Raw genomic sequence first — 25,278 nt, 5'->3', positions numbered from 1 at the left:
GCGCATGATTGAAAATGGGGTCAGGTCCGCAGGACCAGACCCCGGTACTCTCATATTTTAGAAGCACACGATGACCAATACCTCTTCGCTCTACATCGGCATGATGTCCGGCACCAGCCTTGATGGCGTGGACGCCGTTCTCGCCGATTTCTCGGACGACGGCGCGATCCGCACGCTCGGCGCCGCCTTCGCCCCTTTCTCAACTGAACTGCGCGCCGACCTGATGGCGCTGCAGGCAGCCGGCGTCAACGAAATCGAACGCGAGGCCATCGCCGCCAACCGGATCGCAGAGCGCTACGCCGCCTGCGTGGCCGAACTGCTGCCGCACGCCACGGGACCGGTGCAGGCGATCGCCGCGCACGGCCAGACCATCCGCCATCGCCCCGAACTGGGCTTCACGCGCCAGACCATCAACGGCTCCCTGCTGGCCGAACTGACCGGCATCGACGTCGTCGCCGATTTCCGCAGCCGCGACGTCGCCGCCGCCGGCCAGGGCGCGCCGCTGGTGCCGGCCTATCACGCCGCGGTGTTCGGCGCGACTGGCCAGACGCGCGTGGTGGTCAACATCGGCGGCATCGGCAACATCAGCGTGCTGCCGGCCGAGGGCGAGGTCACCGGCTTCGACACCGGTCCCGGCAACGTGCTGATGGACGGCTGGATCGCGCGCCACCTGGACAAGGAATACGACGCCGACGGCGCGTGGGCGGCAAGCGGCAAGGTCGATGCGGATCTGCTGGCGGCGCTGCTGGAGGAGCCCTACTTCGCGCTGCCGGCGCCAAAAAGCACGGGACGCGACCTGTTCCACATGGACTGGCTCGACGCGGTGCTGGCGCGCTGCCCGGCGCTGGCGCCCGCCGACGTCCAGGCCACGCTGACCCAGCTGACGGCCGTGAGCATCGCGCGCGCGATCGAAGGCGCGACCAGCAAGGTCGATGCGGTATATGTGTGCGGAGGCGGCGCTTACAACGGCACGCTGATGCGCGCGCTGGCGGCGGAACTGGGAGGGAAGGTGCCGGTGGAATCGACAGCGGCGCTGGGCGTGCCGCCGAACCGGGTCGAAGCGCTGGCGTTCGCCTGGCTGGGGTACCGCTTCCACCAACGCAAAGCGGGCAATCTGCCCGCTGTGACGGGGGCCAAAGGCGCCAGGATCCTGGGCGCGCTCTACCCCGCGTGATCAAATCGCGCCGGCGTGGGCCGGCGCAGTTTGCTTATACCGAGAACGACGATCCGCAGCCGCAGGTCGAGCTGGCGGTCGGATTCTTGATGACGAACTGGGCGCCTTCGAGGTCGTCCTTGTAGTCGATCTCGGCGCCGACCAGGTACTGGTAGCTCATCGAGTCGATCAGCAGCTGGACGCCGTTCTTGACCATCGTGGTGTCGTCTTCATTGACGATTTCGTCGAACGTGAAACCGTACTGGAAGCCCGAGCAGCCGCCGCCCTGCACGAAGACGCGCAGTTTCAGGTCGGGATTGCCCTCTTCCTCGATCAGCTGGGCGACTTTTTGCGCGGCGCTGTCGGTAAAAATGATCGGCGACGGCATAACGTCTTGCGATTCGGCTACTGCATTCATGGGGGGACTCCTACTTGGATACGATTGGGTCCATTATAGACTGTTGACGCAACTCACGCTTCAGATGCTTGCGGCCCGGCGGCCAGATGCAACACCAGCGCGCCGGCCTGCATTTCCAGCAATTTATAATGGGAATGTCTTCAGATGCGGCCTTTCGGCCGCAATTCAACCGCCGCGGGAATTATGGCAGCAGCGCGATCTGCTGCAAGCCGGTCGTCTCCGGCAGCCCGAACATCAGGTTCATGCACTGCACGGCCTGGCCCGAGGCGCCCTTGACCAGGTTGTCCTGCACCACAAGGATGATGACGGTGTCGCCGCCTTCCGGACGGTGCAGCGCCAGGCGCAGCATGTTGGCGCCGCGGGTCGAGCGGGTTTCCGGATGCGAGCCGAACGGCATCACGTCCACAAATGCGTCGTCCTTGTACTGCGCTTCGAACAGCGCCTGCAGCTCTTCATTGGAAACGTCCTTGGTCAGGCGCGCGTACAGGGTCGAATGCATGCCGCGGATCATCGGCACCAGGTGCGGCGTGAAGGTCAGGCCGACTTTCTGGTCGGTGAAGCGCTGCAGCTGGGCCGAGGTTTCCGGCGTGTGGCGGTGGCCGGACACGCCGTAGGCCTTGAAATTGTCGCTCGACTCGGAGAACAGCGTGCCGATCTCGGCCTTGCGGCCGGCGCCCGAGACGCCCGATTTGGCGTCGGCGATCAGGTGGGTCGCATCGATCAGGCCGGCCTTGAGCAGCGGATAGAAGCCCAGCTGCATCGTGGTCGGGTAGCAGCCCGGATTGGCGATCAGCGTGGCGCCCTTGATGGCTTCGCGGTTCAGCTCGGGCAAGCCGTACACGGCCTGCTCCAGCAGTTCCGGCGCGGTGTGCGGAATCTTGTACCACTTCTCGAAGGCGGCCTGGTCCTTCAGGCGGAAGTCGGCGGCCAGGTCGATCACCTTCACGCCGGCGGCCAGCAAGGCCGGGGCCTGCGCCATCGCCACGCCGTGCGGGGTGGCGAAGAACACCACGTCGCACTGGGTCAGGTCGACCTTGTCGGGAGCCGAGAACGCCAGCTCGACGTGGCCGCGCAGCGACGGGAACATGTCCGCGACGGGCAGGCCGTCTTCCTTGCGCGACGTGATGGCGGTTAGCTGCGCCTGCGGATGGGCGGCCAGCAATCGCAGCAATTCCACGCCTGTGTACCCGGTGCCGCCAACGATGCCAACTTTGATCATGTCTGTTCCTTCGAGATATAAATTAGGTGATGCAATAAGCAGGCCGCAATTTTAACAGCCCACCAAAATCCGCGCGCCCGGCAGGGCTGATGTTAGGCCTGGGGTCTGACGGGGACGCCGAGTCGCCGCGGGTCAGGCCCCGATTTTGAAGTTGGCCCGACGAAAAAAAACCGCCGGGAAGCCGGCGGTCTTTTCGAAGCAGCGCCCGAGGACGCTGCTGATGAAACGAATTAACGCTTCGAGAATTGCTTTGCGCGACGTGCTTTGCGCAGACCAACTTTTTTACGCTCGACTTCACGTGCATCGCGGGTAACGAAGCCGGCACGTGCCAGATCGCCCTTCAGCGTTGCGTCGTAGTCGATCAGGGCGCGGGTGATGCCGTGGCGTACTGCACCTGCCTGGCCCGACTCGCCGCCGCCGTGCACGTTGACTTTGATGTCAAAACGCTCGACGTTGCCGGTCAGTTCCAGCGGCTGGCGAATGACCATCAGGCCGGTTTCGCGCGAGAAGTATTCCGACGCTGGCTTGCCGTTGACGATGATTTGGCCAGTGCCAACTTTGATGAACACGCGAGCGACTGCACTCTTGCGACGGCCGGTGCCGTAATTGTAGTTACCGATCATGTCAGCTCCTTAGAGAACGAGTGCTTTAGGTTGCTGGGCCGCGTGCGGGTGGGAACCTTCCGCATACACTTTGAGCTTCTTGATCATTGCGTAGCCGAGCGGGCCCTTAGGCAGCATGCCCTTGACCGCTTTCTCGAGCGCGCGACCAGGAAAACGCTCTTGCATTTTCTTGAAGTTGGTTTCGTAGATGCCGCCTGGGTAGCCCGAGTGACGGTAGTACGTCTTCTCGGTCGCTTTGGTACCGGTCACGCGCAGCTTGCCTGCGTTGATGACGACGATGAAGTCGCCCGTGTCGACGTGAGGAGTAAATTCTGGCTTATGCTTGCCGCGCAGTCGGCGTGCCACTTCGCTGGCAACACGTCCGAGGACCAAGTCCGTCGCGTCAATCACCAACCAATCGCGCTGGACTTCATGTCCTTTAGCGGAAAAAGTTTTCATGTTGACTTCCTAATTCAAAAAATCGCTCAAATGGTGGTTCCGCTCATGTTGCCTGCGGACTCTGCCTTATTGTCTTTCCTGAGCAAACGGAAAGCCGGCTATGATCGCACATGCGGCCCATCCGGTCAACCCGCGCCTGGCCTTACTGTCGCATTCCCGACGCGCTCCCTCATTGCTAATCGTATTGCCTCAAGACATCATTCAAAACTGAAACTATCGATTGACCGAGGCAACAGTGTCAATTTACTATGGCCAGCATCCATCCGATGGGAGATCCCGTGAAATTTCGTTCTTGCCTGGGCGCCGCACTGACTGCCCTGGCGCTGCTGCCCGCTGCGAGCCAGGCCGCCGCCCCCACCCGCGCCTGCCACCTACCCGGCGCGGAGGAACCGCTGCGCTGCGTGAGCCTGCCGGTTGCCCTCGACTACGCCAAGCCGGACGGCGCCAAACTGAAGCTCCATGTGACCATCGCGCCGGCGTTTCGCGAGTCGGCCCGCCCCGATCCGCTGTTCGTGCTCGCCGGCGGTCCCGGCCAGGCCGGCTCGGACGTGCTGCAGTTGCTAAACAGCACCTTCCGCCGCATCCGCGCCACCCGCGACATCGTGTTCATCGACCAGCGCGGCACCGGCCTGTCCGGCAAGCTCGACTGCGAGAGCACGCCGGCCCAGGAAGCGATGACCGAAGAGCAGCTCGAAGCCGAGATCGTCGCCTGCATCAAGCGCCTCAACACCAACTACGCCGCCTACGGCACCGCCAGCGCCGCGCGCGACATCGACCAGGTGCGCCAGGCGCTCGGCTACGGCAAGATCAACCTGTGGGGCGGCTCCTACGGCACCCGCCTGGCCCAGGCCTACGCGCGCGCCTACCCGGCCCAGGTGCGTTCGCTGACGCTCGACGGCGTGGCCGCGCCCGACCAGGTGATCCCGGCCGGCGGCCGCGACAGCCAGGCCGCGCTCGAAGCGCTGTTCCGCCAGTGCGCCGCCGAGCCGGCCTGCGCGCGCGCGTTCCCGAACGCCCGCGCCGAATTCACGGCGCTGTCGGCCAAGGTCGCCGCCGGCGGCGTGAAGGTGGAAATCGCCGACCCGCGCACCGCCGCGCCGCTCAAGCTGCCGATGACGAGCACGCGCTTTCTCGGCACCGTGCACAGCATCCTGTATTCCCCGGCCGACAGCCGGCGCCTGCCCTTCCTGATCCACAGCGCGGCGCAGGGCCGCTGGGAGCCGTTCATCGCGCGCCGCAACGTTTCCGCCGACCTGTCGGCCGATGGCGCCCACGCGCTGGTGCTGCAACTGGCCGTCATCTGCGCCGAGGACATGCCGCGCCTGACCCCGTCCGTGCTGGCCGAGGACGCCGGGGTGCTGACCGCGCCGATGGCCGCGCGCCTGCCGGCGCTGTGCCGCGCGATCGCCGTGCCGCCCGTGCCGCTGGCGTCGCCGACCCCGATCACGGCGCCCACGCTGATGCTGTCGGGCGCCCTCGACCCGGTCACGCCGCCGCGCCGCGCCGAAGCGGCCGGCAAATTCATGACGCACGCCCAGCACCTGGTGGTGGCCAATGCCGGCCACGGCATCTCCTGGTTGGGCTGCACCCCGCGCCTGCTGCGCGAATTCCTCGACCGCCCCGACGCGCCTGTGCAGGCCGAGTGCCTGAAGGACATCCCGGTGCCCGGCTTTCAGCTCGGCAGCGCCGGACCGCAACCGTAACCGCGAGACCGACATGATTGAAACTACAGATGTGCGCAAGCAGTTCGGCGCCGTGCAGGCGCTGGGCGGCGTCAGCTTCACCGCGCGCGACGGCCAGATCACCGCGCTGCTGGGGCCCAACGGCGCCGGCAAGACCACTCTGCTGCGCCTGCTCGTCGGCCTGCTCAGGCGCGACCACGGCAGCATCCGCATCGACGGCGTCGATCCGGAAAAAGACCCGATGGCGGTGCGCCGCAACATCGGCTTCCTGACCGACCAGTTCGGCCTGTACGAGCGCCTCAGCACGCGCGAATACCTGTCCTACTTCGGCGAACTGAACGGCATGGCCGGCCCCGCCCTGAACACGCGCATCGACGAAGTCGCCGACCTGCTGGCGATGACCGACATCCTCGAGCGCCGCAGCAAGGGCTTCTCGCAGGGCCAGCGCATCAAGGTCGCGCTGGCGCGCACCCTGCTGCACCGGCCGCGCCACCTGCTGCTCGACGAGCCCAGCCGCGGCCTCGACGTGATGAGCACGCGCGCGCTGCGCACCGCCCTGGCCACGCTGCGCGCCGACGGCTGCTGCGTGATCATGGCCACCCACGTGATGCAGGAAGTCACCCATCTGTGCGACGACGTGATCGTCATCGCCAAAGGCCACACCGTGGCGCAGGGCTCGCCGCAGCAGCTGTGCGAGCGCACCGGAATCGCCAGCCTGGAAGACGCGTTCGTCAGCCTGGTCGGCACCGAAGAGGGAATCGCATGAAGTCGAAATGGCAAATCGTTTTTCTGAAGGAGTTGCGCGAAACCCTGCGCGACAAGCGCTCGCTCGGCCTGCTGCTGTTGTTTACGCTGATGTACCCGGTCATGCTGGGCATCATCCTGAACCAGTCGATCAAGCGCGCCACCAAGCCCGAGCGCGAAGGCATCGAGCTGGCCGTGATCGGCGCCGCGCAGGCGCCGAACCTGATGGCGCAGCTCAAGCAGAAGAACGTGCTGGTCAAGCAGGTCGCGCCGATGAGCGAGGAAGCGATCACCGAGCTGCTGCAGGCGCGCAAGGTTGTCGCGCTGCTGCGCATCACCGACAAATTCGCGGAAAACTATGAGGCGATGCGCCCGGCGCGCGTCGAGCTGTGGTTCGATTCGGCATCCGACAACGACAAGCGCCAGCGCGACATCGAGGAAGTGATCCGCAATTACAGCTCGAGCGTGACGGGCGCACGGCTGCTGGCGCATGGCGTCTCGCCGGTGCTGGTGCAGCCGGTGCTGCTGCAGCGCTACGACACCGGCAGCACCGCGGCGCGTTCGGCCGGCCTGATCGGCAGCATCCTGGGCCTGCTGTTCTTCCCCGCCTTCATTTGCGGCTTGTCGGCGGCGGTCGACAGCACCGCGGGCGAGCGCGAGCGGCGCTCGCTCGAGGTGCTGATGTCGCAGCCGGCGCGCGCATGGGAACTGGTGGTGGGCAAATGGATGGCCGCGGCCAGCCTGTCGCTGGTCGGCGTCACCGTCGCCCTGCTGCTGGCGCACGGCATCCTGACCTGGCTGCCGCTGGAGGAAATCGGCATGTCGTGGCGCGTCACCACTGCCGACCTGGCGAAGGTAATCCTGGCGTCGATCCCGCTGTCGCTGTTCGCCGCGGCGATCCAGGTGGCGGTGGCGATGAACGCCAAGTCGTTCAAGGAAGCGCAAAGCATGCTCAGCTTCCTGATGCTGCTGCCGCTGCTGCCCGGCATGGTGGTGTCGATGATGGAAGTGAAGACGGCAACATGGATGTACCTCGTGCCGATCCTGTCGAACCAAACCCTGCTGCGCGAAATCGCCAAGGGCGAGGACATCGGCTCGCTGCCGTATGTGCTGACGTTTTTCAGCGCGCTGCTGCCGGCCTTGGCCGCGGCAGGCTTCGCCAGCTGGCGCATGAAGAGCGAGCGCTACGTGCTGGGCGTGTAGACGCTACAATATTAGCTCCCACACCTGGGTCTGACCGGTGGGTCAGGCCCTTTTTTTCGAGAGCGCGCAATGGAAGTGAAAGTCAGCTGGAACGGCCCGTCGGGCATGAGTTTCCGGGCCGAGACCGGTTCCGGCCACATGGTCAGCATGGACGGCGCGCCCGAGGGCGGCGGCCACAACCTGGCGCCGCGGCCGATGGAGATGATGCTGCTGGGCGCCGGCGGCTGTACCGCCTACGACGTGGTTCTGATCCTCCAGCGCAGCCGCGAAGATGTGCGCGGTTGCGAGGTCACGCTCAAGTCCGAGCGCGCCGAGGTCGATCCGAAAGTGTTCACCAAGATCCACTTCCACTTCACCGTCAGCGGCAGGAATCTCAAGCCGTCCAGCGTCGAGCGCGCGGTCCGGCTCTCGCACGACAAGTACTGCTCGGCATCGATCATGCTGGCCAAGACCGCCGAAATCACCCACTCGTTCGAGATCGTCGAAGGATAAGAAAATGGGGTCAGGTCCGCAGGACCAGACCCCGGCTTCGGAGGCGGCATCGAGGGGTCTGGTCCTGCGGACCTGACCCCATCTTCAGCACTTAGATGTAATACGCTGTACTGGTCATCACCTTCGCCATCGCCGTCATCGCGGCGCGCGCCGGCCCCGGCACCTCCACCGCTCCCAGCGCCTGCGCCGCCGCGCCGTGCGCCGCTTCGTCGGTGCGCATCTGCGCGACGATCGCGCGCGACCTGGCGTCCTGCGGCGGCAACTCGACCAGGTGGCTGTTCAGGTGCGCCTCGACCTGGCGCTCGGTCTCGACCACGAAGCCCAGGCTGCGCGCATCGCCCAGGTGGGCCGCCACCGCGCCCAGGGTGTAGGCGCCGGCGTACCACAGCGGATTGAGCAAGCTTGGCTGCGTACCCAGCTCGTGCAGGCGCTGCGCCGTCCACGCCAGGTGATCCTCTTCCTCGCGCCCGGCCTCCGCGAACTGCGCGCGCATCGCGTCGGATCTGGCAAAGCGCGCCTGGGCGTCGTACAGCGCCTGGGCGCACACTTCGCCCACGTGGTTCACCCGCATCAGCCCGGCGCTGCGGCGCAGGTCGGCGCCCTCCAGGTTGACGTCTTCGGCGTGCGCCGCCGGGTTGGACCGGGTCGCCGTGGCCACGCCGGAAATGACGCGCAGGGCCTTGTCGAAGCCACTGATCAGGTTGTCGAGGGGGTGCAGATTCGGATTGGCGCTCATGATAGGCAGGGAAAGCTGTCAAAACGCCATTATAGAATGCCAGGCAAGGCCGGGTCGCCCGGCTGCGCCGCCAGGTTCTGGCGCTCGATCCAGTCGAGCACCGGGCCGCCGATGTCGAGCTTGGAAATCGCCTTGGCCACGCCCAGGTTCAGCGACAGCAAAAAGCCGATGGTGTCGATCGGCACTTCCGGGCAGTATTCGGCGAACGCCGCCGTGAAGCGCGGCGAATCGACCACCGGCACCACCTTGGCCCCGCTCATGAACTGCAGCGCGCTGGCGATGCTGTGGCCCTTGCCGATCGCCTGGTAGATGAAGCGGTTGTAGGCCCGGTCCACTTTCTTGAAGTCGATCGCCTCGGGACGCACCATCGCGGCCAGGTAATGCAGCCCGATCGCGGTGCGGAACCAGGCAAGGGATTCTTCGCGGTCGCGCGCCGCGCGCATCACCGCGAGGATGTGGTCTTGAATGGCAGTATCCATGCAGACATTATCCACATTTCGGGCCGCGCTGGCGATCAATCGGCCCGCTCCGGCAAACTGATAGCGCGCGGCGTTGTCAAACGAGTTTGGGGGAATAACATGAACCGAACCCTTCCGCTCAATCCGCGCCGCCAGTTCCTGGGCGTCGCCACCAGTGCGATGGCCAGCCTCGGCGTGGTTGCTGTCGCCATTCCTTTCGTCAAGAGCATGAGCCCCAGCGAGCGAGCGCGCGCCGCCGGCGGGCCGGTGGAGGTGGACCTGGCGACCGTTGCCCCTGGCACTCTCACCACCGTGGAGTGGCGCGGCCGCCCGGTCTGGGTCCTGCATCGCACGCCGGACATGCTGGCCGCGCTGGGCAAGCACGACGGCGACCTGGCCGACCCGGGATCGAGCGAAAATCAGCAGCCTTTCTACGCCCACAACGCCACCCGCTCGGTGCGCCCGGAGTTTTTCGTCGCCACCGCAGTCTGCACCCACCTGGGCTGCATTCCCGGCTTCCGGCCCGACGTCGCGCCGGCCGACTTGGGCCCCAACTGGCCGGGCGGCTTCTATTGCCCCTGCCACGGCTCGCGCTTCGACCTGGCCGGGCGGGTCTACCGCAACGTGCCGGCGCCGCGTAACCTCGAGGTGCCGCCGTACAGTTTTGTCGGCAACACCCTGCATATCGGCGTCGAGCCGAACACCGCGAATACCTGAACAAGGCCTGCGCCGGCAACATTAACCGGGGCAGGTCCTAGCCCCGGTTCAATCGGGATGCCCGCGTTGCTACCGACACAGCGCCTGCCTGGGCATATCAGACTATGTTGATTTGTTGACGCCCGTCGCCACTCATTCGGCAATCCGGCCTCTGCTCGAAGGTCAGTCCGTCTAACCCCAAGTCCTTGATTCGACCGCGACATTCGGCGACGGTTCTGCCGCTGCGCCGCTCAGCTTGTGTTGGAATGGCGGTACTGCCCCCCTGCTTCCGACTAGGTCGTGGTACCGGACCAGCTCGCCAGCTCCGCTCCTCACCATCAACTAAGCAAAGGCAGAGCTCATTCCAAAAGTCTCACAAAAGCTAGCAGAACTCTCCGACCGGCTTAAACTTTATTCCTTGCAATCCTAGTTCATGCACTCTTTGAACAAATCGCTCTAAGACGAAAATAGTAGATCGGTTTGAACCATCGATAGTAAAGGCGAGCTTGGACGAAAGTTCCGGGTCGTTCACAAACATTTTTTGTATCAAAAATATCGTTCCAGAAGGATCTCGATGGTAAAGGCTTTTTTTGAGATCCATCCCTCGCGTACTCACCAAGCAATTCGCGAGCACCCAAGCTTGACCGGAGACCGCAATCGGCAAAATTTCAATATCATCCAAAACATCAAAAAATAGCTTTTCAGCCAGCTCCATACGAACAGCGATACCAGGAATGACGACAGCAATATCGGGCTCGATTTTTTTTCTCTTTTCGTCATTGTAAAACTCAAAATTTAATGACTTCCATGTCTCCCCCTGTCTTTCGAAGTTTAATGCCGCCATTCGCGACCAGTCATCTGAATTACTAAGAAGAATTGAGCCATATCCACTTTGAGGCTCGGGACGAAAAATAGTTTTCATATCAATGAGGAAATAATCCCATATAGATTTGTGCGCGAATTGCTGTCAACCGAGCAGCAGCATCAGTATAATTCGCAGCGCCAGTTAAAGCAGCCTGAACACTAATGTGATAAGTATCGGTGTGCAATCCCTGATGGTATCTGGCTGGCAGAATCATTCCATTCCAAGCACTATTCACATCCATTCCTACATTATTAAGGATTTTTCGAGAAACTGCCGCTCTCCTGTCGCCCTCAGCAACAATATGGTGAGCATGCTGCCCATCTTGCTTTTGCACACCAAAAACAGAAGCAATATTCTTCGCCAGAAATCGGCCGGCCTCCATTACTGGTGGACCAACTGCTGCGCCAACAGCACCACCAGCCGCAACACTTCCTCCTACGATTACGGGATTTGCGGCGGCGCAAGTCGCAAAGGTAGCAAGATCACACCCCCCTGCAACAAACCGCCTGCAATGCCACCTAAGGGAGGCCGGGGTCAGTACCGCCATTCCAACACAAGCTCATCGTTAGTCTGCGGGGCCAACCCTAGCACATTCACGCTAATCTACAAACGTCCTCTTACCGCGCTACTTTTCCGTAACGGCGGGTCGCGCGGCTTACTGTCGCCGGGGCGACGCCGAAGAATTTCCCATTTTCTGAAATGGTGAACGCCGTCGGCCATTACGCACGTGCCATCGCCTCATCCCGGACAGGATAATTTGCCGGTACTCCGCGAGGGGCCGAGCCGATGCGCGACGCTGCGTTTTGACTACCGCCACCAAGTCCGAAGACGCGATGGCACTTCTGTGTTTTGCGACAAATTCCTCGTCACCCAAGACTAGCTAGTGTACTTCGATGAGTGGGCTCTCTTCATCGACTCCTTCGGTGACGAACTGGCGGTAGCGCTCAATCGCATAGTTTTGGTCGGGCGCTTCCGAATCGCGTCAGGGTCGCAGGACGCAATGGTGTGCGTCCGCGATCCGGGCGGATCGCGCCAACGTTTCAGCTAGAACAACGCGACGCATATCGGCGAATTTAGTATTGAGAAAATTATTTCTTACACCGATGACTGTGGTCGTAGAAGATAACGGGAATAACAGATCTTTCCTTGCAACAATCTCACAAATCCCTTCGAAGGCGTTCGCATCGAACTGCGAAACATCGACATCCAGCGTCAAAATTATTAAACTCTGTTGCCTAATCGACTCTTTCAGACGGGATGTAACTGAATCTTCTGTCCCGACAGTATTGGCCTTAGATAGCAAAATTTTAACCAAGCTCCCTGTAGACGCACATAATGCACCGGACAACTGAATTGCCCCCTGTCTTCTCTCTTTGAGTAAAATCGCCTGAAAGACTACCGTGAACAACAGCATTGCTATTAGTACCAAAATCGCCCCGCTTAGCTTTGTAAATCGCATATTTTTCTACCTACCTGTATAGGAGTGTCAGCAATCACCGTATTCACCCCACGAGTGCATTGGCTTTCCGTATATACGTTCAAACGTACTTCGTGTAATAACAGAAGGGCCGTACATTTGTAATTGCAACACCTCTTGAAACCTCGGGGGCAACCAGCAGCCTGATGAAGCCGGGTACAGAGTTTGCCATTCCGACACGGTCTCACTGATTCGGGCGAATCGGTCACCACTTGGCTCAGCTTGTGTCTGAATGGCAGACCTGACCGCGGGCCACGCCTGGCCTCGATTTAGTTCCCACTCCCGATCAACTCCGGCAATGAACACCGATGGATATCATCATATTCAATATACCCTATGCATTCGGGCAAATTCGCGCGAACTGTAACCAGGAGGAAATTAATTTTCATGTAGTAGACGGTTCTAAAAAGCGACGTTCACCCAACGCTTGCGAACTTCGGAAGCGGCAGCAGCGATCTGTCGCGTGTCCTCGTGGGCTAGAATTCGCCGACCTCTGCCGTGACAATAGCGACCCTGTCCAAATGCTGCCGTCAACGTTTTTCGGAAGCTTCCATTTGTTATTGAAATCAATTGCCTACACGCCGGCGTGCCAGGCAAAGTCGCAGTGCCAACCTCACGCGTTCTTCCCGGCGCCGTCGCGGCAACCGGACGCCCAGCAGCACCTTCAACCGCCGGGACGAACCCAGTGCAAGTCCTCCCAGCCTTCGGTCGCGCCACGGGCAGCACCCCGATTGAGCACTCTGAACCTCCCAAACCGCCGACTGTCGCAACAGCCCGCCCGGCGCGCCATAAATTTAATACAATGCAATTATCAAGAAGCTCGTCAGCACGGCTGGCGCGGCTTCGCACGGAATCAGGCTCAGGAGTCAACGCATGGAATTACGCATCCGCAATTTGTCCAAGACCTACGCCAACGGCGTGGTGGCACTGGACAAGGTCAGCCTCACCATCCCGGCGGGGATGTTCGGCTTGCTCGGCCCGAACGGCGCCGGCAAGTCGACCCTGATGCGGACCCTGGCCACCCTGCAGGAATGCGACTCCGGTTCGGTGTTCTTCGGCGACCTCGACGTCCTCGACGAAAAAGATGAAATCCGCCGCCTGCTCGGCTACCTGCCGCAGGACTTCGGCCTATACCCGAAAGTGACCGCTTACGAACTGCTCGACCATTTTGCAGTCCTGAAGGGCCTGTCGAACAAGGCGCGCCGGCGCGAGGTGGTGGACGGCCTGCTGCAGCAAACCAACCTGTTCGAGGTGCGCCACCAGCGCCTCGGCGGCTTTTCCGGCGGCATGCGCCAGCGTTTCGGCATCGCCCAGGCCTTGCTGGGCGATCCAAAACTGATCATCGTCGATGAGCCGACCGCCGGCCTCGACCCGCAGGAGCGCGTGCGCTTCCACAACCTGCTGTCGGACATCGGCGAGGACAAGACCGTGCTGCTGTCGACCCACATCGTGTCCGACGTGGCCGACCTGTGCGCCAACATGGCGATAATCAACAAGGGCCACGTGCTGTTGTGCGGCGAGCCGCAGAAACTGATCGACGATATCGACGGCAAGATCTGGACCCGCTTCGTCGCCAAGCACGAGCTGGCCGCCTTCCAGCAGCAGTACGCGGTGATCTCGTCGCGCCTGCTGACCGGCCGCACCCTGATCCACGCCTACGCCGAGAGCGACCCGGGCAACGGCTTCGAGCCGGCCCGCGCCGACCTCGACGACGTGTACTTCGCCACCATCGCCGGGCGCCACGTGGCCGCCAGCAACTGCTAGGAACCCTATGCTGGCAATTGCGTTTTTCGAGGCTCGGCAGCGGCTCAAGCTGCTCTCGACCTGGGTGTATTTCGCCATGTTCCTCGGGCTGGCGATGCTGTGGATGGCCGCCGCCGGCGGCGTGTTCAAGGACGCCGTCATCAGCTTCGGCGGCAAGGTCTTCATCAATGCCCCCCGCTCGATCGACATGACCTGCGCCTTCCTCGGCAGCCTGGGCGTGATCGTCGTCGCGGCCATGATGGGCCGCTCGGTGCAGCAGGACTTCGAGTACGACATGCACCACTTCTTCTTCAGTGCGCCGATCGGCAAGCACGCCTACGTGTTCGGCCGCTTCCTCGGCGCCTACCTGACGCTGGCGGTGATCTTCGCCAGCATCGTGCTGGGCGCATGGCTGGGCACCTTCATCCCCGGCATCGAACCGGAGCGGCTGGGGCCGGCATCGCTGTCGCTGTACCTGCGCCCTTACCTGCTGACCCTGCTGCCCAACCTGTTCATCTTCGGCGCCCTGTTCTTCGTGCTGGCCGCGCTGACCCGGCGCATGCTGCCGGTGTACGTCGCCAGCGTGGTGATGATGATCGGCTACATCGTCGCCCCCTCGCTGGCGCGCGACCTCGACTACAAGACCCTGGCCGCGCTGATCGACCCGTTCGGCACCACCTCGCTGATCCGCGTGACCGAGTACTGGACCATCGCCGAAAAAAATACGCGCGCGATCCCGTTCGACGGCGTCTACCTGATTAACCGCCTGATCTGGTCGGGCTTCGCGCTGGCCGTGCTGCTGCTGGGCTACTGGCGCTTCCACTTCGTCAGCAGCGTGGACAGCCGCGCCGCCAACCGGCCCGAGGGCGAAGCGGCGCCGCGCCTGTCCGGCGCCGCCGTCGCCACGCGCGAGCTGCCCGACTTCGCCGGCCGCAGCCTGGCCGCGCTGCTGCTGCAGTCGGCCTGGCTGAACCTGCGCGAGTCGGTCAAGAACATCTACTTCCTGGCCATCGCGCTGGCCGGCGTGCTGCTGCTGTTCGCCAGCTCGCTCGGCCTGGGCTCGGTCTACGGCACCAACACCTACCCCGTCACCTACCAGGTGCTGGAGATGATCGGCGAGGCCTACGCGCTGGTCATGCTGGTCATTACCACCTTCTTCGCCGGCGAACTGATCTGGCGCGAGCGCGAGGCGCGCATGGACCAGATGCTCGACGCGATGCCGGTGCCGAGCTGGCTGCCGCTGTTGGGCAAGACCTTGAGCCTGGTCGCGCTGCAGGCGCTGATGCTGCTGATCGCGATGGTGTGCGGCATGCTGATCCAGCTGTTCAAGGGCTACTTCGCGCTCGAGCCGGGCCTGTACCTGCAGACGCTGTTGCTGATCAGGCTGCCGCAATACGCGCTGATCGCGGTGCTGGCCATTGCGCTGCAGGTGCTGATCAATCAAAAGTACCTGGCCTACTTCGCCATGATCCTGTACTACGCCGCGACCCTGACGTTCGGCTCGTTCGGCCTGGACCATCCGATGCTGCTGTACGGCACCTCGCCCGACTTCATTTATTCCGCCATGAACGGCTGGGGCCACTACCTGGTGCGCGAGCGCTGGTTCGAGCTGTACTGGGCCGGCGCCGCGCTGGTGCTGATGGTGCTGTCGGTGGTGTTCTGGCCGCGCGGCTACAACGCCGAGATGGGCAGCCGCCTGCAGCTGGCGCGGCGCAACCTGACGGTGCCGGTGCTGGCCTCGCTGTGTGCCGGACTGGCGATTTTCGCCGGCGCCGGCGGCCTGCTGTACTACAACCTGCAGGTCGCCAACGACTTCCAGACCGCCTGGCGCCGCGACCATGCGCGCGCCGAGTACGAGCAGCGCTACAAGCAATTCGCCGCGGCCCCGCAGCCGCGCATCACCGACGTCAACTTGCAGGTCGATATCGTGCCCGAGCGGCGCACCCTGCGCGTGCGCGGCGCCTACCAGCTGGAAAACCGCAGCGGCGCCCCGATCGCCGACGTGTTCGTCCAGCAGGCGCGCACCAGCAAGCTGTCGATGCGCTTCTCGCCCGGCGCGCGCCTGCTGCTGGCCGACAAGGAGCGCGGCTTCTACGCCTGGCGCCTGGCCACGCCGCTGGCGCCCGGCGCCAAAATGGCGCTCGAATTCGACCTGACCGATGCGCCGCAGGGCATCCTCGGCCTGGGCATGAACACCCCCGTGGTCGGCAACGGCACCTTCTTCAACAATGACGCGCTGCCGCGCATCGGCTACCAGCCTGCGGCCGAACTGGTCGACGAGCGCGACCGCAAGCGCCACGGCCTGGCGCCGCGCGCGCCGATGCGCGCCCCGGCCGACCCGCAAGGCGCGGCCGACAGCTACCTGTCCAACGACGCCGACTGGATCAATTTCGACGCCATCGTCAGCACCAGCCCGGACCAGATCGCCATCGCGCCCGGCACCCTGGAGCGGGAATGGATGGACCAGGGCCGGCGCTATTTCCACTACAGGATGGACAAGCCGATCCTCAATTTCTACGCCTTCCAGTCGGCGCGCTACGAAGTGCGCCACGAACGCTGGCAGGACGTGACGATCGACCTGTACTACCACCCCGGCCACGACTTCAACCTCGACCGCATCATCAAGGGCGCCCGCAGCGCGCTCGATTACAACACGGCCAATTTCAGCCCGTACCAGCACAAGCTGCTGCGCATCGTCGAGTTCCCGCGCTACGCGATGTTCGCCCAGTCGTATCCGAACACGATCCCGTTTTCGGAAGGCGTGGGCTTCATCGCCAGGGTGGACGACAAGAACCCGAAGGACATCGACTATCCGCTGTACGTCACCGCGCATGAGGTGGCGCACCAGTGGTGGGGCCACCAGCTGATCGGCGCCGACACCCGCGGCAGCACCGTGCTGTCCGAAACGCTGGCCGAATACTCGGCGCTGATGGTGATGAAGAAAACGGTCGGCCCGGCCAAAATGCGGCGTTTCCTGCGCTATAACCTCGACCAGTACCTGAGGGGGCGTGCCCAGGAAAACCGGCGCGAGCTGCCGCTGGCCCAGAACGAGGACCAGAAGTACATCCATTACCGCAAGGGCGGGCTGGCGATGTTTCTGCTGCAGGACCTGGTGGGCGAGGAGAAGATCAACGGCGCCCTGCACGAGTTGCTTGCGCGCTACGCTTTCCACGCGGCGCCGTATCCGAACGTCACCGCGCTGACCGCGGCGCTGCGGCGCGTGACGCCGCCCGAACTGGCCTACCTGGTCGACGACCTGTTCGATGCGATTGTGTTGTATGAAAACCGCGCCACCCGGGCCAGCGCGGTGCGCCGCGCCGACGGCAGCTACGAGGTGACGCTGACGGCCAGCGCGGCCAAGGTCAGGGCGGGCGGACTGGGCGACGAGCACGATATGCCCCTGAAGGACATGGTCGAATTCGGCGTGGACGACAAGGACGGCAACCCGTTGCTGCGCGAACGGCGCCTGGTCGACCGCAAGGAAATGACGGTCACGATGGTGGTGGGGAGCCGTCCGGGCAAGGCCGGCATCGATCCCGACAATAAATTAATCGATAAGAAGCCATCTGATAACCTGATCGATGTGGAAATGCGTTAGACTTCACAAATTGTTCAAATAATCACGCCTTGGGGGTAGCCGATATGTCCACACTTGTCGCCGAGATTGCCGGAAAACTGAAGCTGTTGACCAGCGCCGAGAAAAACGACCTGCTGCGTTTGTTGCTGCTCGACATCGAGGGTGCGGAGGATTTGGACGCGGAAGAGGCCTGGCGCAACGAGATCGTCAGCCGGGTCAAGGCGATCCGCAACGGCGAAGCGGCGATCAAGGCGCTGCAGGAACAGTGGCACGAATAAGGCCAGGCCGACTGGCGGCCGGGCGCTGAGCCGGCCCGCATCAACGAACAACCGCGTCGCCCTGGCCACGCGGTTTTTTCATGGGCGATCAGTTTTCCGACAGCAGCGCCTGCATCCGGTCCACGATGGGGCCGTAATCGACGATGGCGCTGGTCGCCCTGCGATGCCCGGTGTAGTTGTTCGCCGCGCGCTCGGCCTCGCTGGGACAATCGGGCCGGTTCTTGCCGCCGCAGGCAGCGCTGGCGCCGGCCGGCAGGCCAAGGTAGTAGGACATGATCGCCGCGGACAATCTCAGGGAGCGGCATTCGTCCAGCAGGGTTTTCGTCAGTTCGGCGTCCGATTCATGCAGCACGGAATAGGTTTTTTGCGAGCCCCCTACCGTGGCGCCGATCCGCCGGACCGTTGACACGCGAATCTGCGCCGGCCCCAGGGAGATGTCGGGCAGGCGCCCGGTCAGCGCCGAAAACGCTCGCGCATACGCCCACTCGACGCGCCGGTGCAGCTCGCTGCGGTGGAATTTTTCGACCGCGACGGCCGCCAGCGCCAGCCGTGCCGCCGTGGCCCGCAATGCCCGGGATTTTTCCTGGGCCGCCTCATCGGAACCCGCCGCATCGGCAGCAATCGACGCGCAGGCGAGCGCGGTCCTGTCGGGCGTGAGGTGATAGATCGACCTTTGCGGCGTGCCCTCGACGGCGTAATTGTCCACCTGGGCAATGCTGACGTATCCGGACCGGATCAGGATGTTGATCGCGACCCGGTCTTGCGTCAGCCGTGCCCGCTCGGGATCGACCGCTTCCGGCACCCTCCCGTTCGTTTCCATTCGGACGACGCGCACCGCGATATCTCGAGCCCGCGGTATCTCTTCGGCCGCCGGCGTGGCCGCCGAAGCGGTATGCGGCGCCCGCGGCTCGAACAAGGGACGGATGTTACTGTAGGTTTGCGGCGGGATGACGAAAAACGCGAACAGCACAAGGCACCCGGCAATGAAGGGCAGCGCCAGGTAACGCGGCGCGCTGCCGTCGCCATCGCGAAATCCGCGAAGCCATCGCGCGAGCCTGGCCGGCGCCGGCATCCGCAAGGCCTTCATTTGGTGATGATATCCATGACGGCCGACGCAAGTCCCGAGTTGATGAGCCAGAGCGCGCCCACGCGGGAAAGTTCGGACTTCGACACCAGCCGGTTGGGATCGGCGCCGCCTTCCAGGTGCTCACTGATGAACACCGCGGCCAGGAAGCCGAACAGGGACACATATCCGTAGCCCAGCATGTACAGCCCGTACAGGAGCATGAAGATGGCCTTCAGGTGCATCACCTCGGGGTTCGACAGCAGATCCCAATACACGATGATCGGCCAGGCCGAGAGGAAGGCGGCAAAGCAGCCGGCCAGGAAAATCGTCGGCATCCATTGCCGCTTGACGCGCCTTGCAAAACTCGCGATTGCGCTGCCCGGCCGTCCCGAGGAACGTGCCCGCGCGTAGATGATCCAGCCGGCCGCGAATCCTGTCAGCAGCGGCCCCATCATCTTGCCGAACAGGGCCAGCACCATGCTGCGCGCGGCCCGGTCGGAAAACAGGGACTGAAAAGTGAAGTAGAACTCGGAAGGGATGATGAGCGAAAGCGCCCGGCTGACGGCGAGTATGCCGAAGATCGAGAGAATGAGTGCAGGCGCGTGGATCAATGCGCTTCGCCGTGAGGATCTCATCGCTCTTCTCCGTTGGTGCAAGCGCGCTTGCCTGTTGATGTTGCCTTCCGTGCAAAGCAGACCCTAGCATGGCGGACGCCGAACCGCCATCGGCCGATCTGCGAGGTGCGGGGGGCGCGATAAAGTGCTAGCTGATGGCGCAGAATGAAAAAAAACCGCGTCCCTTCGCGGGAAACGCGGTTTTTTCATTTGGATCAGCGCCGCGGCCCAAGGGCTGGGTCCACGCCAACGCTTACTCTTTCGGTGCAGCCTTCTTCGCCGCCGGCTTCTTCGCCGCGGCTTTCTTGGCAGCAGGCTTCTTCGCAGCCGGCTTCTTGGCCGCGGCCTTCTTCGCCGCCGGCTTGGCGACCGCCTCTTCTGCGCCTTCCGCGCCCTCGTCCGCTACCGGCTTGGCCTTGCCCTTGGCCGGCGCTTTTGCCTTGCGCTCCTCGAACTCGAAGCTGATCTTGCCGTCCTTGCCCTTTACCAGGAAGGCCTTGAACGGCCGGCGCGTGCGCTGCGACACGAAGCCCGGCAGCAGGTCGGTCTTGCCGTCGTTGAGCAGCTTGGCCATCTGCTCGGGCAGGATTTCCTGCTGCAGGATGATGCGGCCGCTGCGGAAGTCGCAGGTCTTCGGCTTGGCGACGCTGTGCTCGCACACATACGCCAGGCCCATCTCGTACACGCCGGCGTTGCATTTCGGGCAGGGTCCCAGCGCGGTCTGGCCGGTGAAATCGACGCCCTCGCCGTTTTCGCCTTCCTCATCGTTCTGGCCGAAGTCGAACTCCAGCTTGAAGTTGTTGATGTCCTCGTCGCGCACGATGCGCAGGATCGCCGCGAACGGCCGCCCCATCTTCGAGCGGAAGCCCTGCATCGGGCCGATCGTGCGGTTCTTCAGCAACTCCTCGACTTCGGCGATCTCGAACTGCCGGCTTCCCGGCGTCTTGCTCATGTTGAAGTCGCACTTGGTGCAGGCGAAACGGCGGTAGTTTTCCTTGACCACGCCGCCGCAGTTCGGGCACGGCGTCGCCAAGGTGGCGTAATCGCCGGGAATGGTGTCGTTGTTGTATTCCTTGGCGCGCTTGACGATGATCTGGGTCATCTTCTCGATTTCGAGCATGAACTGCTCGCGCGAGATCTTGCCCTTTTCCATCTGCGACAGCTTGTACTCCCACTCGCCGGTCAGCTCGGGCGCGGTCAGCTCGTTCACGCCCAGCCCGCGCAGCAAGGTCATCAGCTGCGCCGCCTTGGCGGTCGGCATCAGCTCGCGCCCTTCGCGCAGCAGGTAGCGCTCGCCCAGCAGGCCCTCGATGATTGCCGCGCGCGTGGCCGGCGTGCCCAGGCCCTTGCCGGCCATCGCGTCGCGCAGTTCGTCGTCGTCGATCAGCTTGCCGGCGCCTTCCATGGCCGACAGCAGCGTCGCCTCGGTGTAGCGCGCGGGCGGCTTGGTGACGAGGCCGTTGGCCGTGACTTTCTCGGTGTGCACCTTCTCGCCCTTGGCCACCGGCACCAGCGTGCCGGCGTTGTCCTTGTCGTCGGCGGTGGTGGTGTCCTTGCCGTAGATCGCCATCCAGCCCGCGTTGGTCATGACCTTGCCTTCGGTCTTGAACTGGTGGCCCGACACTTCGGTGTAGCGGGTCGTGACCTGGAACTCGGCGGCCGGGAAGAACACCGCCATGAAGCGGCGCGTGACCAGGTCGTAGAGCTTCTGTTCCGGCTCGGACAGGTTCTTCGGCGCCACGCCGGTCGGGATGATCGCGAAGTGGTCCGAGATCTTGGTGTTGTCGAAGATGCGCTTGTTCGGCTTGACCCAGCCCTTGTCGGTGATCTGCTTGGCGAACTGGTGATAGTTATTGTTCTCGGCCAGCGACTCGAGCGTCGACTTGACGGTGGCGATGTAATCTTCCGGCAGGTGGCGCGAATCGGTACGCGGGTAGGTCAGCACCTTGTGCTTCTCGTACAGCGCCTGCGCCAGGCCCAGCGTGTTCTTGGCCGAAAAGCCGAAGCGGCCGTTGGCCTCGCGTTGCAGGCTGGTCAGGTCGAACAGGCCAGGCGCCATCGACGTGGTCGGTTTCGACTCTTCCGTCACATTGCCCTGGCGGCCCTTGCAGGCCATCGCGATGGTGTCGGCGGCGGCCTTGCTCCACAGGCGCTCGGGGCGCTTTTCCGGATCGTTCTCGTCCTTCTTGAACGACTGGTCGAGCCAGCGGCCTTCGTACACGCCGGCCGCGCAGATGAACTCGGCGCGCACTTCCCAGTAGTCGCGCGAGACGAATTTCTTGATCTTCTCTTCGCGCTCGACCACGATCGACAGGGTCGGCGTCTGCACGCGGCCCACGGTGGTCAGGTAGAAGCCGCCCTCTTTCGAGTTGAACGCGGTCATCGCGCGGGTGCCGTTGATGCCGATCAGCCAGTCCGCTTCCGAGCGGCAGCGCGCCGCGTCGGCCAGCGGCAGCATCTCTTCGTCGCTGCGCAGGTTCTGGAAGCCGTCGCGGATCGCGCCGGCCGTCATCGACTGCAGCCACAGCCGCTTGACCGGCTGCTTGGCCTTGGCGTTCTGCTGGATCAGGCGGAAGATCAGCTCACCCTCGCGGCCCGCGTCGCATGCGTTGATCAGGCTGGTGACGTCCTTGCGCTTGATCAGCTTGTTGAGCACCTTCAGGCGCGCCTCGGTCTTGGCGATCGGGTTCAGCGCGAAGTACGGCGGGATCATCGGCAGGTGCGCGAAGCTCCATTTGCCGCGCTTGACGTCGTGCTCTTCCGGCACGGCGATTTCGAGCAGGTGGCCGACGGCCGACGACAGCACGTACTGGTCCGACTCGAAATACTCATCGTGCTTGGTGAAGCCGCCCAGCGTCTTGGCGATGTCGTTCGCGACTGAAGGCTTCTCGGCGATGATGAGGGTTTTTGTCATATGGTTTCTCGTCGTACATATTTAGGGGTTCGGCTGGCGCATGATACATGGCTTCGCCGCTGGACTGGTTTTTCCGTCCAGATATCTTATTAGTAAGCCGTAAGGTGCGGCCAATGATAAGCGCGTTGCGCGCCAGTTCGCAAGTGGACTCTGCCTGGCCGGATGGCCAAAACAACAGGAGTGGCGCCGCCGGCGCCTAGTGCAGCAGGCGCGGCGCCTGCTCGTCGTCGGCGCCGAACAGGTCGTCGAACATCAGCGCGTCCGGCTCCTTGCCCTGGCTCCAGAGCAGCATCAGCACGATGATCTTCAGCTTGCCGAGGCCAACCGGCGATTCGCCCAGCGCCAGCGCGCGCTCGATGACGATCTCGCGCTGCAGGGGGCTGATCACGCTCGCGCTTTCGAGGAACTGGATGAAGCCGACCGCGCCGCTGCCGAGCGTGTCGAATTCCTGCCCGATGTAAAAACGCGTGCCGGTCGAGGCGGTGACCTCGCTGTGCTCGGCGCCGGCCATTTCGGTCAGGTCGGTCAGCCAGGACAGCGCTTCGGAAATTTCGACATCGTCGAAACCGACCGCCGAGAGCTTGCGCGCCAGCGCCGCCGGCTCGGGACAGGCGTCCGGGCGGTAGTAGGTTTCGTACAGATAGACCAGGATATCGAACATGGCTCTACTCTATCAGTTAAGGCCATCGCGGCACAAGTGGCGCGCGGCGAACGGCGGTTTGCAGCGTAGTTGCCCTACAATCAGGCCGGTCCGACAACACCACAGGAAGCGCATGCCCCGTCACTTCATCCGCCTCGCGGCGGCCAGCCTGCTGTGCGCCGGCGGCGCCGCGCACGCCGCCCTGGCGCCCGCCGGCGCCAAGCCGCTGTACGGCCGCGCCGATTGCGCCCGGATGCTGGCCGGCACGCCGGCGGCGCCCATCGACCGGACCGCGGACGGCGCCGCCCTGCTTGCCGCGCTGCCGGCGCCCCAATCGCCCCAGGTTGCGCGCACGCTCGCGGGGGCCGGCGACGAGGTGCTGTGGTGGCTGCGGCGCAACGGCAAGATCGATTTCGATTCGGTGGCAACCGCATTTCACGAGGCCAACCACGCGCTCGACATGACGCTGTCCGGCTGCGCGGGCGGCAAGGCGGTGTACGTGTTCGAGGGCCGCGCCTGGCCCACCGAGATCGTGCGCGGCTCGACCCCGCCCTACCCGATCGCGGCGGCCATGCTCCCGGCGGCCTTCAAGTCCGGGCAGCCGGGCCGCTACCAGACCTACCTGGTGCAGACGCCTGCGACCTCCGGCAACGATTTCACCACCCTGCTCGACGAACTGAACGCCTATGTCGGCGCGGCGCAGCTGGAGCAGTCGCTCGCCTCGACGCCGCTGTACGCCAGCTTTCGCAAGGACGGCGTGGTCCGGTTCGACGGCGCCGTCGGCGGCAGCGCCGACATGATGCTGTATGTGCTGTGCTACCTGAAGGCGGTGCGCCTGCAGCATCCGCGCGCCTATGCCGGCCTGCGCGACAGCCCGCTCGCGCTGGCGCACCTGCAGCGCCTGTGGAGCGCCGGCGAACGCGTGATCGCCGCGTCGGTGCCGCACAGTACGGCGCACGGCGGGCTGATCGACTTTCCCGAGGCGGCGCTCGACAGCATCTATTCGGACGAATTCATCGGCGAGCTCGATCGCCTGGGGATTCGCCACGACCGCCGGGGCCTGGTCCCGCGCCCCTGACCCCGTTCTTGTCGCCGCGGCGAGATCTGCCGAAACGGGGTTTCAATTGGCGCCGTCCAACGGCGGGGTCAGGTCCGCCGGACCTGACCCCAACGCTCAGCGCACCAGCCGTTGCACCAATCCGCCGGGCAGGCGCTCGACCTGGCCCGCCAGCTCCAGCTCCAGCAATACCAGGCTGAGATCGGCCGGCGCGCAGCCGGCCAGTCGCGCCAGCGCATCCTGCCCGATCGGATCGTGCCCCATCGCATCGAGCAAGGGATGGCTGGCGGCCGGCGCCGGCGCCGCCGCGACCTGCATCCGGCGCAGCTCCCCCAGCACGTCGGCCGCCGACTCGACCAGCTTGGCGCCTTCCTTGATCAGCTTGTGGCAGCCCTTGGCCAGCGAGGAATGAATCGAGCCGGGAATGGCGAACACATCTCGCCCCTGCTCGGCCGCCAGGTGCGCCGTAATCAGCGAGCCGGACTGCGCCGCCGCCTCGACCACCAGCACCCCTTCGGACAGCCCGCTGATGATGCGGTTGCGGCGCGGGAAGTGATGCGGCAGCGGCGGCGTGCCCGGCGGATGCTCGCTGACCACGCAGCCCTCGGCGGCGATGCGCTGCCACAGCGCCCGGTTGCGCGCCGGGTACGCGATGTCGGGCCCGGTGCCGATCACGGCGATGGTCGAGCCGGCGCCGTTCAGGCCGCCGGTGTGGGCGGCCGCGTCGATGCCCAGCGCCAGCCCGGACACGATGGTCAGTCCGGCGCAGCTGAGCGCTTGGGCGAACACTTCGGCGTTGGCCTTGCCCTGCAAGGTGGCGTTGCGGCTGCCGACGATGGCCAGCGCCGGCGCCGCCAGCAGGTGCACGCGCCCGGCCACGAACAGCAGCGGCGGCGGATCGGGAATCTGCAGCAGCAAGGCCGGATAGTCCGGATCGGTCAGGGTGATCAGATGGTGGCCGGGATGGCCGAGCCAGTCGAGGGCGCGCTCGACCTCGCGATGGTGCTCGGCGGACGGCGCCGGCCACTTGCGCGGTGCGGCGTCGAGAATGGCTTGCGGTGAGCCGAACTCGTCAATCAGGCGGCGGATCGTCGCCGCCCCGACGCCCGGAGTCTGTTCAAGGCGCATCCAGGCGGCCAGTGCGGCCGCGTCGATCGGGGGGCGAAGGTCCGTGTCCTGCACGGC

The 25,278-nt window shown here is 64.2% G+C and carries 24 protein-coding genes; 10 read left to right on the top strand and 14 right to left on the bottom strand.

All coding sequences use genetic code 11. From position 1 onward, the window contains the following. Positions 1 to 70 precede the first annotated feature (70 nt). A complete protein-coding gene (locus Q4S45_RS01070) occupies positions 71 to 1,174 on the top strand; it encodes an anhydro-N-acetylmuramic acid kinase (RefSeq protein WP_305508326.1) in 1,104 nt (367 codons plus the stop codon). 34 nt (positions 1,175 to 1,208) lie between these two features. Here the strand turns inward: Q4S45_RS01070 and erpA are convergent, their stop codons facing one another. The 4 genes from erpA to rplM form a co-directional block, all read right to left on the bottom strand. Continuing rightward, positions 1,209 to 1,571, bottom strand: coding sequence for an iron-sulfur cluster insertion protein ErpA (gene erpA / locus Q4S45_RS01065; RefSeq protein ID WP_305508324.1), 363 nt, complete (start codon positions 1,569 to 1,571; stop codon positions 1,209 to 1,211). Positions 1,572 to 1,752: 181 nt separating this feature from the next. After that, complete coding sequence (gene argC, locus Q4S45_RS01060; protein ID WP_305508322.1) at positions 1,753 to 2,790, bottom strand: N-acetyl-gamma-glutamyl-phosphate reductase; 1,038 nt, start codon at positions 2,788 to 2,790, stop codon at positions 1,753 to 1,755. A gap of 230 nt (positions 2,791 to 3,020) precedes the next feature. Beyond that, positions 3,021 to 3,413, bottom strand: coding sequence for a 30S ribosomal protein S9 (rpsI, locus tag Q4S45_RS01055; RefSeq protein WP_305508320.1), 393 nt, complete (start codon positions 3,411 to 3,413; stop codon positions 3,021 to 3,023). 9 nt (positions 3,414 to 3,422) lie between these two features. Then, positions 3,423 to 3,851 carry a 50S ribosomal protein L13 gene (rplM, locus tag Q4S45_RS01050; protein WP_305508318.1) on the bottom strand — a complete coding sequence of 143 codons (429 nt, stop codon included), beginning with the start codon at positions 3,849 to 3,851 and terminating at the stop codon, positions 3,423 to 3,425. A gap of 278 nt (positions 3,852 to 4,129) precedes the next feature. On the opposite strand from rplM, the gene Q4S45_RS01045 reads away from it, so the two are divergent. The 4 genes from Q4S45_RS01045 (at position 4,130) to Q4S45_RS01030 (ending at position 7,972) form a co-directional block, all read left to right on the top strand. After that, positions 4,130 to 5,554 carry an alpha/beta fold hydrolase gene (locus Q4S45_RS01045; protein WP_305508316.1) on the top strand — a complete coding sequence of 475 codons (1,425 nt, stop codon included), beginning with the start codon at positions 4,130 to 4,132 and terminating at the stop codon, positions 5,552 to 5,554. A 13-nt stretch (positions 5,555 to 5,567) separates the two neighbouring features. Further along, positions 5,568 to 6,299 carry an ATP-binding cassette domain-containing protein gene (locus Q4S45_RS01040; RefSeq protein ID WP_305508314.1) on the top strand — a complete coding sequence of 244 codons (732 nt, stop codon included), beginning with the start codon at positions 5,568 to 5,570 and terminating at the stop codon, positions 6,297 to 6,299. Then, positions 6,296 to 7,480 carry an ABC transporter permease gene (locus Q4S45_RS01035; RefSeq protein WP_305508312.1) on the top strand — a complete coding sequence of 395 codons (1,185 nt, stop codon included), beginning with the start codon at positions 6,296 to 6,298 and terminating at the stop codon, positions 7,478 to 7,480. The genes Q4S45_RS01040 and Q4S45_RS01035 overlap by 4 nt, the downstream gene beginning before the upstream one ends. Before the next feature lie 69 nt (positions 7,481 to 7,549). Next, on the top strand, positions 7,550 to 7,972 hold the full coding sequence (locus Q4S45_RS01030; protein ID WP_305508310.1) for an OsmC family protein: 423 nt from the start codon (positions 7,550 to 7,552) through the stop codon (positions 7,970 to 7,972). Positions 7,973 to 8,063: 91 nt separating this feature from the next. Here the strand turns inward: Q4S45_RS01030 and coq7 are convergent, their stop codons facing one another. Together coq7 and Q4S45_RS01020 are read right to left on the bottom strand one after the other, a co-directional pair. Further along, positions 8,064 to 8,708 carry a 2-polyprenyl-3-methyl-6-methoxy-1,4-benzoquinone monooxygenase gene (gene coq7 / locus Q4S45_RS01025; RefSeq protein WP_305508309.1) on the bottom strand — a complete coding sequence of 215 codons (645 nt, stop codon included), beginning with the start codon at positions 8,706 to 8,708 and terminating at the stop codon, positions 8,064 to 8,066. A 29-nt stretch (positions 8,709 to 8,737) separates the two neighbouring features. Beyond that, complete coding sequence (locus Q4S45_RS01020; protein ID WP_305508307.1) at positions 8,738 to 9,187, bottom strand: hypothetical protein; 450 nt, start codon at positions 9,185 to 9,187, stop codon at positions 8,738 to 8,740. 99 nt (positions 9,188 to 9,286) lie between these two features. On the opposite strand from Q4S45_RS01020, the gene petA reads away from it, so the two are divergent. Further along, on the top strand, positions 9,287 to 9,883 hold the full coding sequence (petA, locus tag Q4S45_RS01015) for a ubiquinol-cytochrome c reductase iron-sulfur subunit (protein WP_305508306.1): 597 nt from the start codon (positions 9,287 to 9,289) through the stop codon (positions 9,881 to 9,883). A gap of 361 nt (positions 9,884 to 10,244) precedes the next feature. Here the strand turns inward: petA and Q4S45_RS01010 are convergent, their stop codons facing one another. The 3 genes from Q4S45_RS01010 to Q4S45_RS01000 form a co-directional block, all read right to left on the bottom strand. Next, complete coding sequence (locus tag Q4S45_RS01010) at positions 10,245 to 10,784, bottom strand: hypothetical protein (protein WP_305508304.1); 540 nt, start codon at positions 10,782 to 10,784, stop codon at positions 10,245 to 10,247. Between the two features lies 1 nt (position 10,785). Further along, positions 10,786 to 11,274 carry an AHH domain-containing protein gene (locus tag Q4S45_RS01005; RefSeq protein ID WP_305508302.1) on the bottom strand — a complete coding sequence of 163 codons (489 nt, stop codon included), beginning with the start codon at positions 11,272 to 11,274 and terminating at the stop codon, positions 10,786 to 10,788. A gap of 435 nt (positions 11,275 to 11,709) precedes the next feature. Continuing rightward, positions 11,710 to 12,186 (bottom strand): hypothetical protein, encoded by a 477-nt coding sequence (locus Q4S45_RS01000; protein ID WP_305508300.1) that lies wholly within the window; start codon positions 12,184 to 12,186, stop codon positions 11,710 to 11,712. Between the two features lie 891 nt (positions 12,187 to 13,077). On the opposite strand from Q4S45_RS01000, the gene Q4S45_RS00995 reads away from it, so the two are divergent. Genes Q4S45_RS00995 through Q4S45_RS00985 form a run of 3 tightly spaced genes read left to right on the top strand, consistent with a single transcriptional unit; the run spans position 13,078 to position 17,802 of the window. Continuing rightward, entirely contained in the window at positions 13,078 to 13,968 is an 891-nt protein-coding gene (locus Q4S45_RS00995) for an ABC transporter ATP-binding protein (RefSeq protein WP_305508298.1), read from the top strand. 7 nt (positions 13,969 to 13,975) lie between these two features. Then, entirely contained in the window at positions 13,976 to 17,545 is a 3,570-nt protein-coding gene (locus tag Q4S45_RS00990; protein ID WP_305508297.1) for a M1 family aminopeptidase, read from the top strand. Positions 17,546 to 17,589: 44 nt separating this feature from the next. Continuing rightward, entirely contained in the window at positions 17,590 to 17,802 is a 213-nt protein-coding gene (locus Q4S45_RS00985; protein ID WP_305508295.1) for an addiction module protein, read from the top strand. 88 nt (positions 17,803 to 17,890) lie between these two features. Here the strand turns inward: Q4S45_RS00985 and Q4S45_RS00980 are convergent, their stop codons facing one another. The 4 genes from Q4S45_RS00980 to Q4S45_RS00965 all read right to left on the bottom strand — a co-directional run bounded on the left by Q4S45_RS00980 (position 17,891) and on the right by Q4S45_RS00965 (position 23,057). Beyond that, positions 17,891 to 18,889, bottom strand: coding sequence for a hypothetical protein (locus tag Q4S45_RS00980; RefSeq protein ID WP_305508293.1), 999 nt, complete (start codon positions 18,887 to 18,889; stop codon positions 17,891 to 17,893). Further along, entirely contained in the window at positions 18,886 to 19,479 is a 594-nt protein-coding gene (locus Q4S45_RS00975) for a hypothetical protein (RefSeq protein WP_305508291.1), read from the bottom strand. The genes Q4S45_RS00980 and Q4S45_RS00975 overlap by 4 nt, the downstream gene beginning before the upstream one ends. Positions 19,480 to 19,735: 256 nt before the next feature. Continuing rightward, on the bottom strand, positions 19,736 to 22,396 hold the full coding sequence (locus tag Q4S45_RS00970) for a DNA topoisomerase III (protein WP_305508289.1): 2,661 nt from the start codon (positions 22,394 to 22,396) through the stop codon (positions 19,736 to 19,738). A 196-nt stretch (positions 22,397 to 22,592) separates the two neighbouring features. Further along, positions 22,593 to 23,057, bottom strand: coding sequence for a DUF494 family protein (locus Q4S45_RS00965; RefSeq protein ID WP_305508287.1), 465 nt, complete (start codon positions 23,055 to 23,057; stop codon positions 22,593 to 22,595). 112 nt (positions 23,058 to 23,169) lie between these two features. Between Q4S45_RS00965 and Q4S45_RS00960 the strand changes: the two genes are divergently transcribed. Then, positions 23,170 to 24,114 (top strand): hypothetical protein, encoded by a 945-nt coding sequence (locus tag Q4S45_RS00960; protein ID WP_305508285.1) that lies wholly within the window; start codon positions 23,170 to 23,172, stop codon positions 24,112 to 24,114. Positions 24,115 to 24,210: 96 nt separating this feature from the next. On the opposite strand, the gene dprA is transcribed toward Q4S45_RS00960, so the two are convergent. Beyond that, positions 24,211 to 25,275 (bottom strand): DNA-processing protein DprA, encoded by a 1,065-nt coding sequence (gene dprA / locus Q4S45_RS00955; protein ID WP_374046071.1) that lies wholly within the window; start codon positions 25,273 to 25,275, stop codon positions 24,211 to 24,213. Positions 25,276 to 25,278: the final 3 nt, after the last annotated feature.

Source organism: Massilia sp. R2A-15 (assembly GCF_030704305.1).
GTDB lineage: Bacteria > Pseudomonadota > Gammaproteobacteria > Burkholderiales > Burkholderiaceae_D > JAFCUW01.
This window is presented reverse-complemented; position numbering and strand designations above follow the sequence as displayed.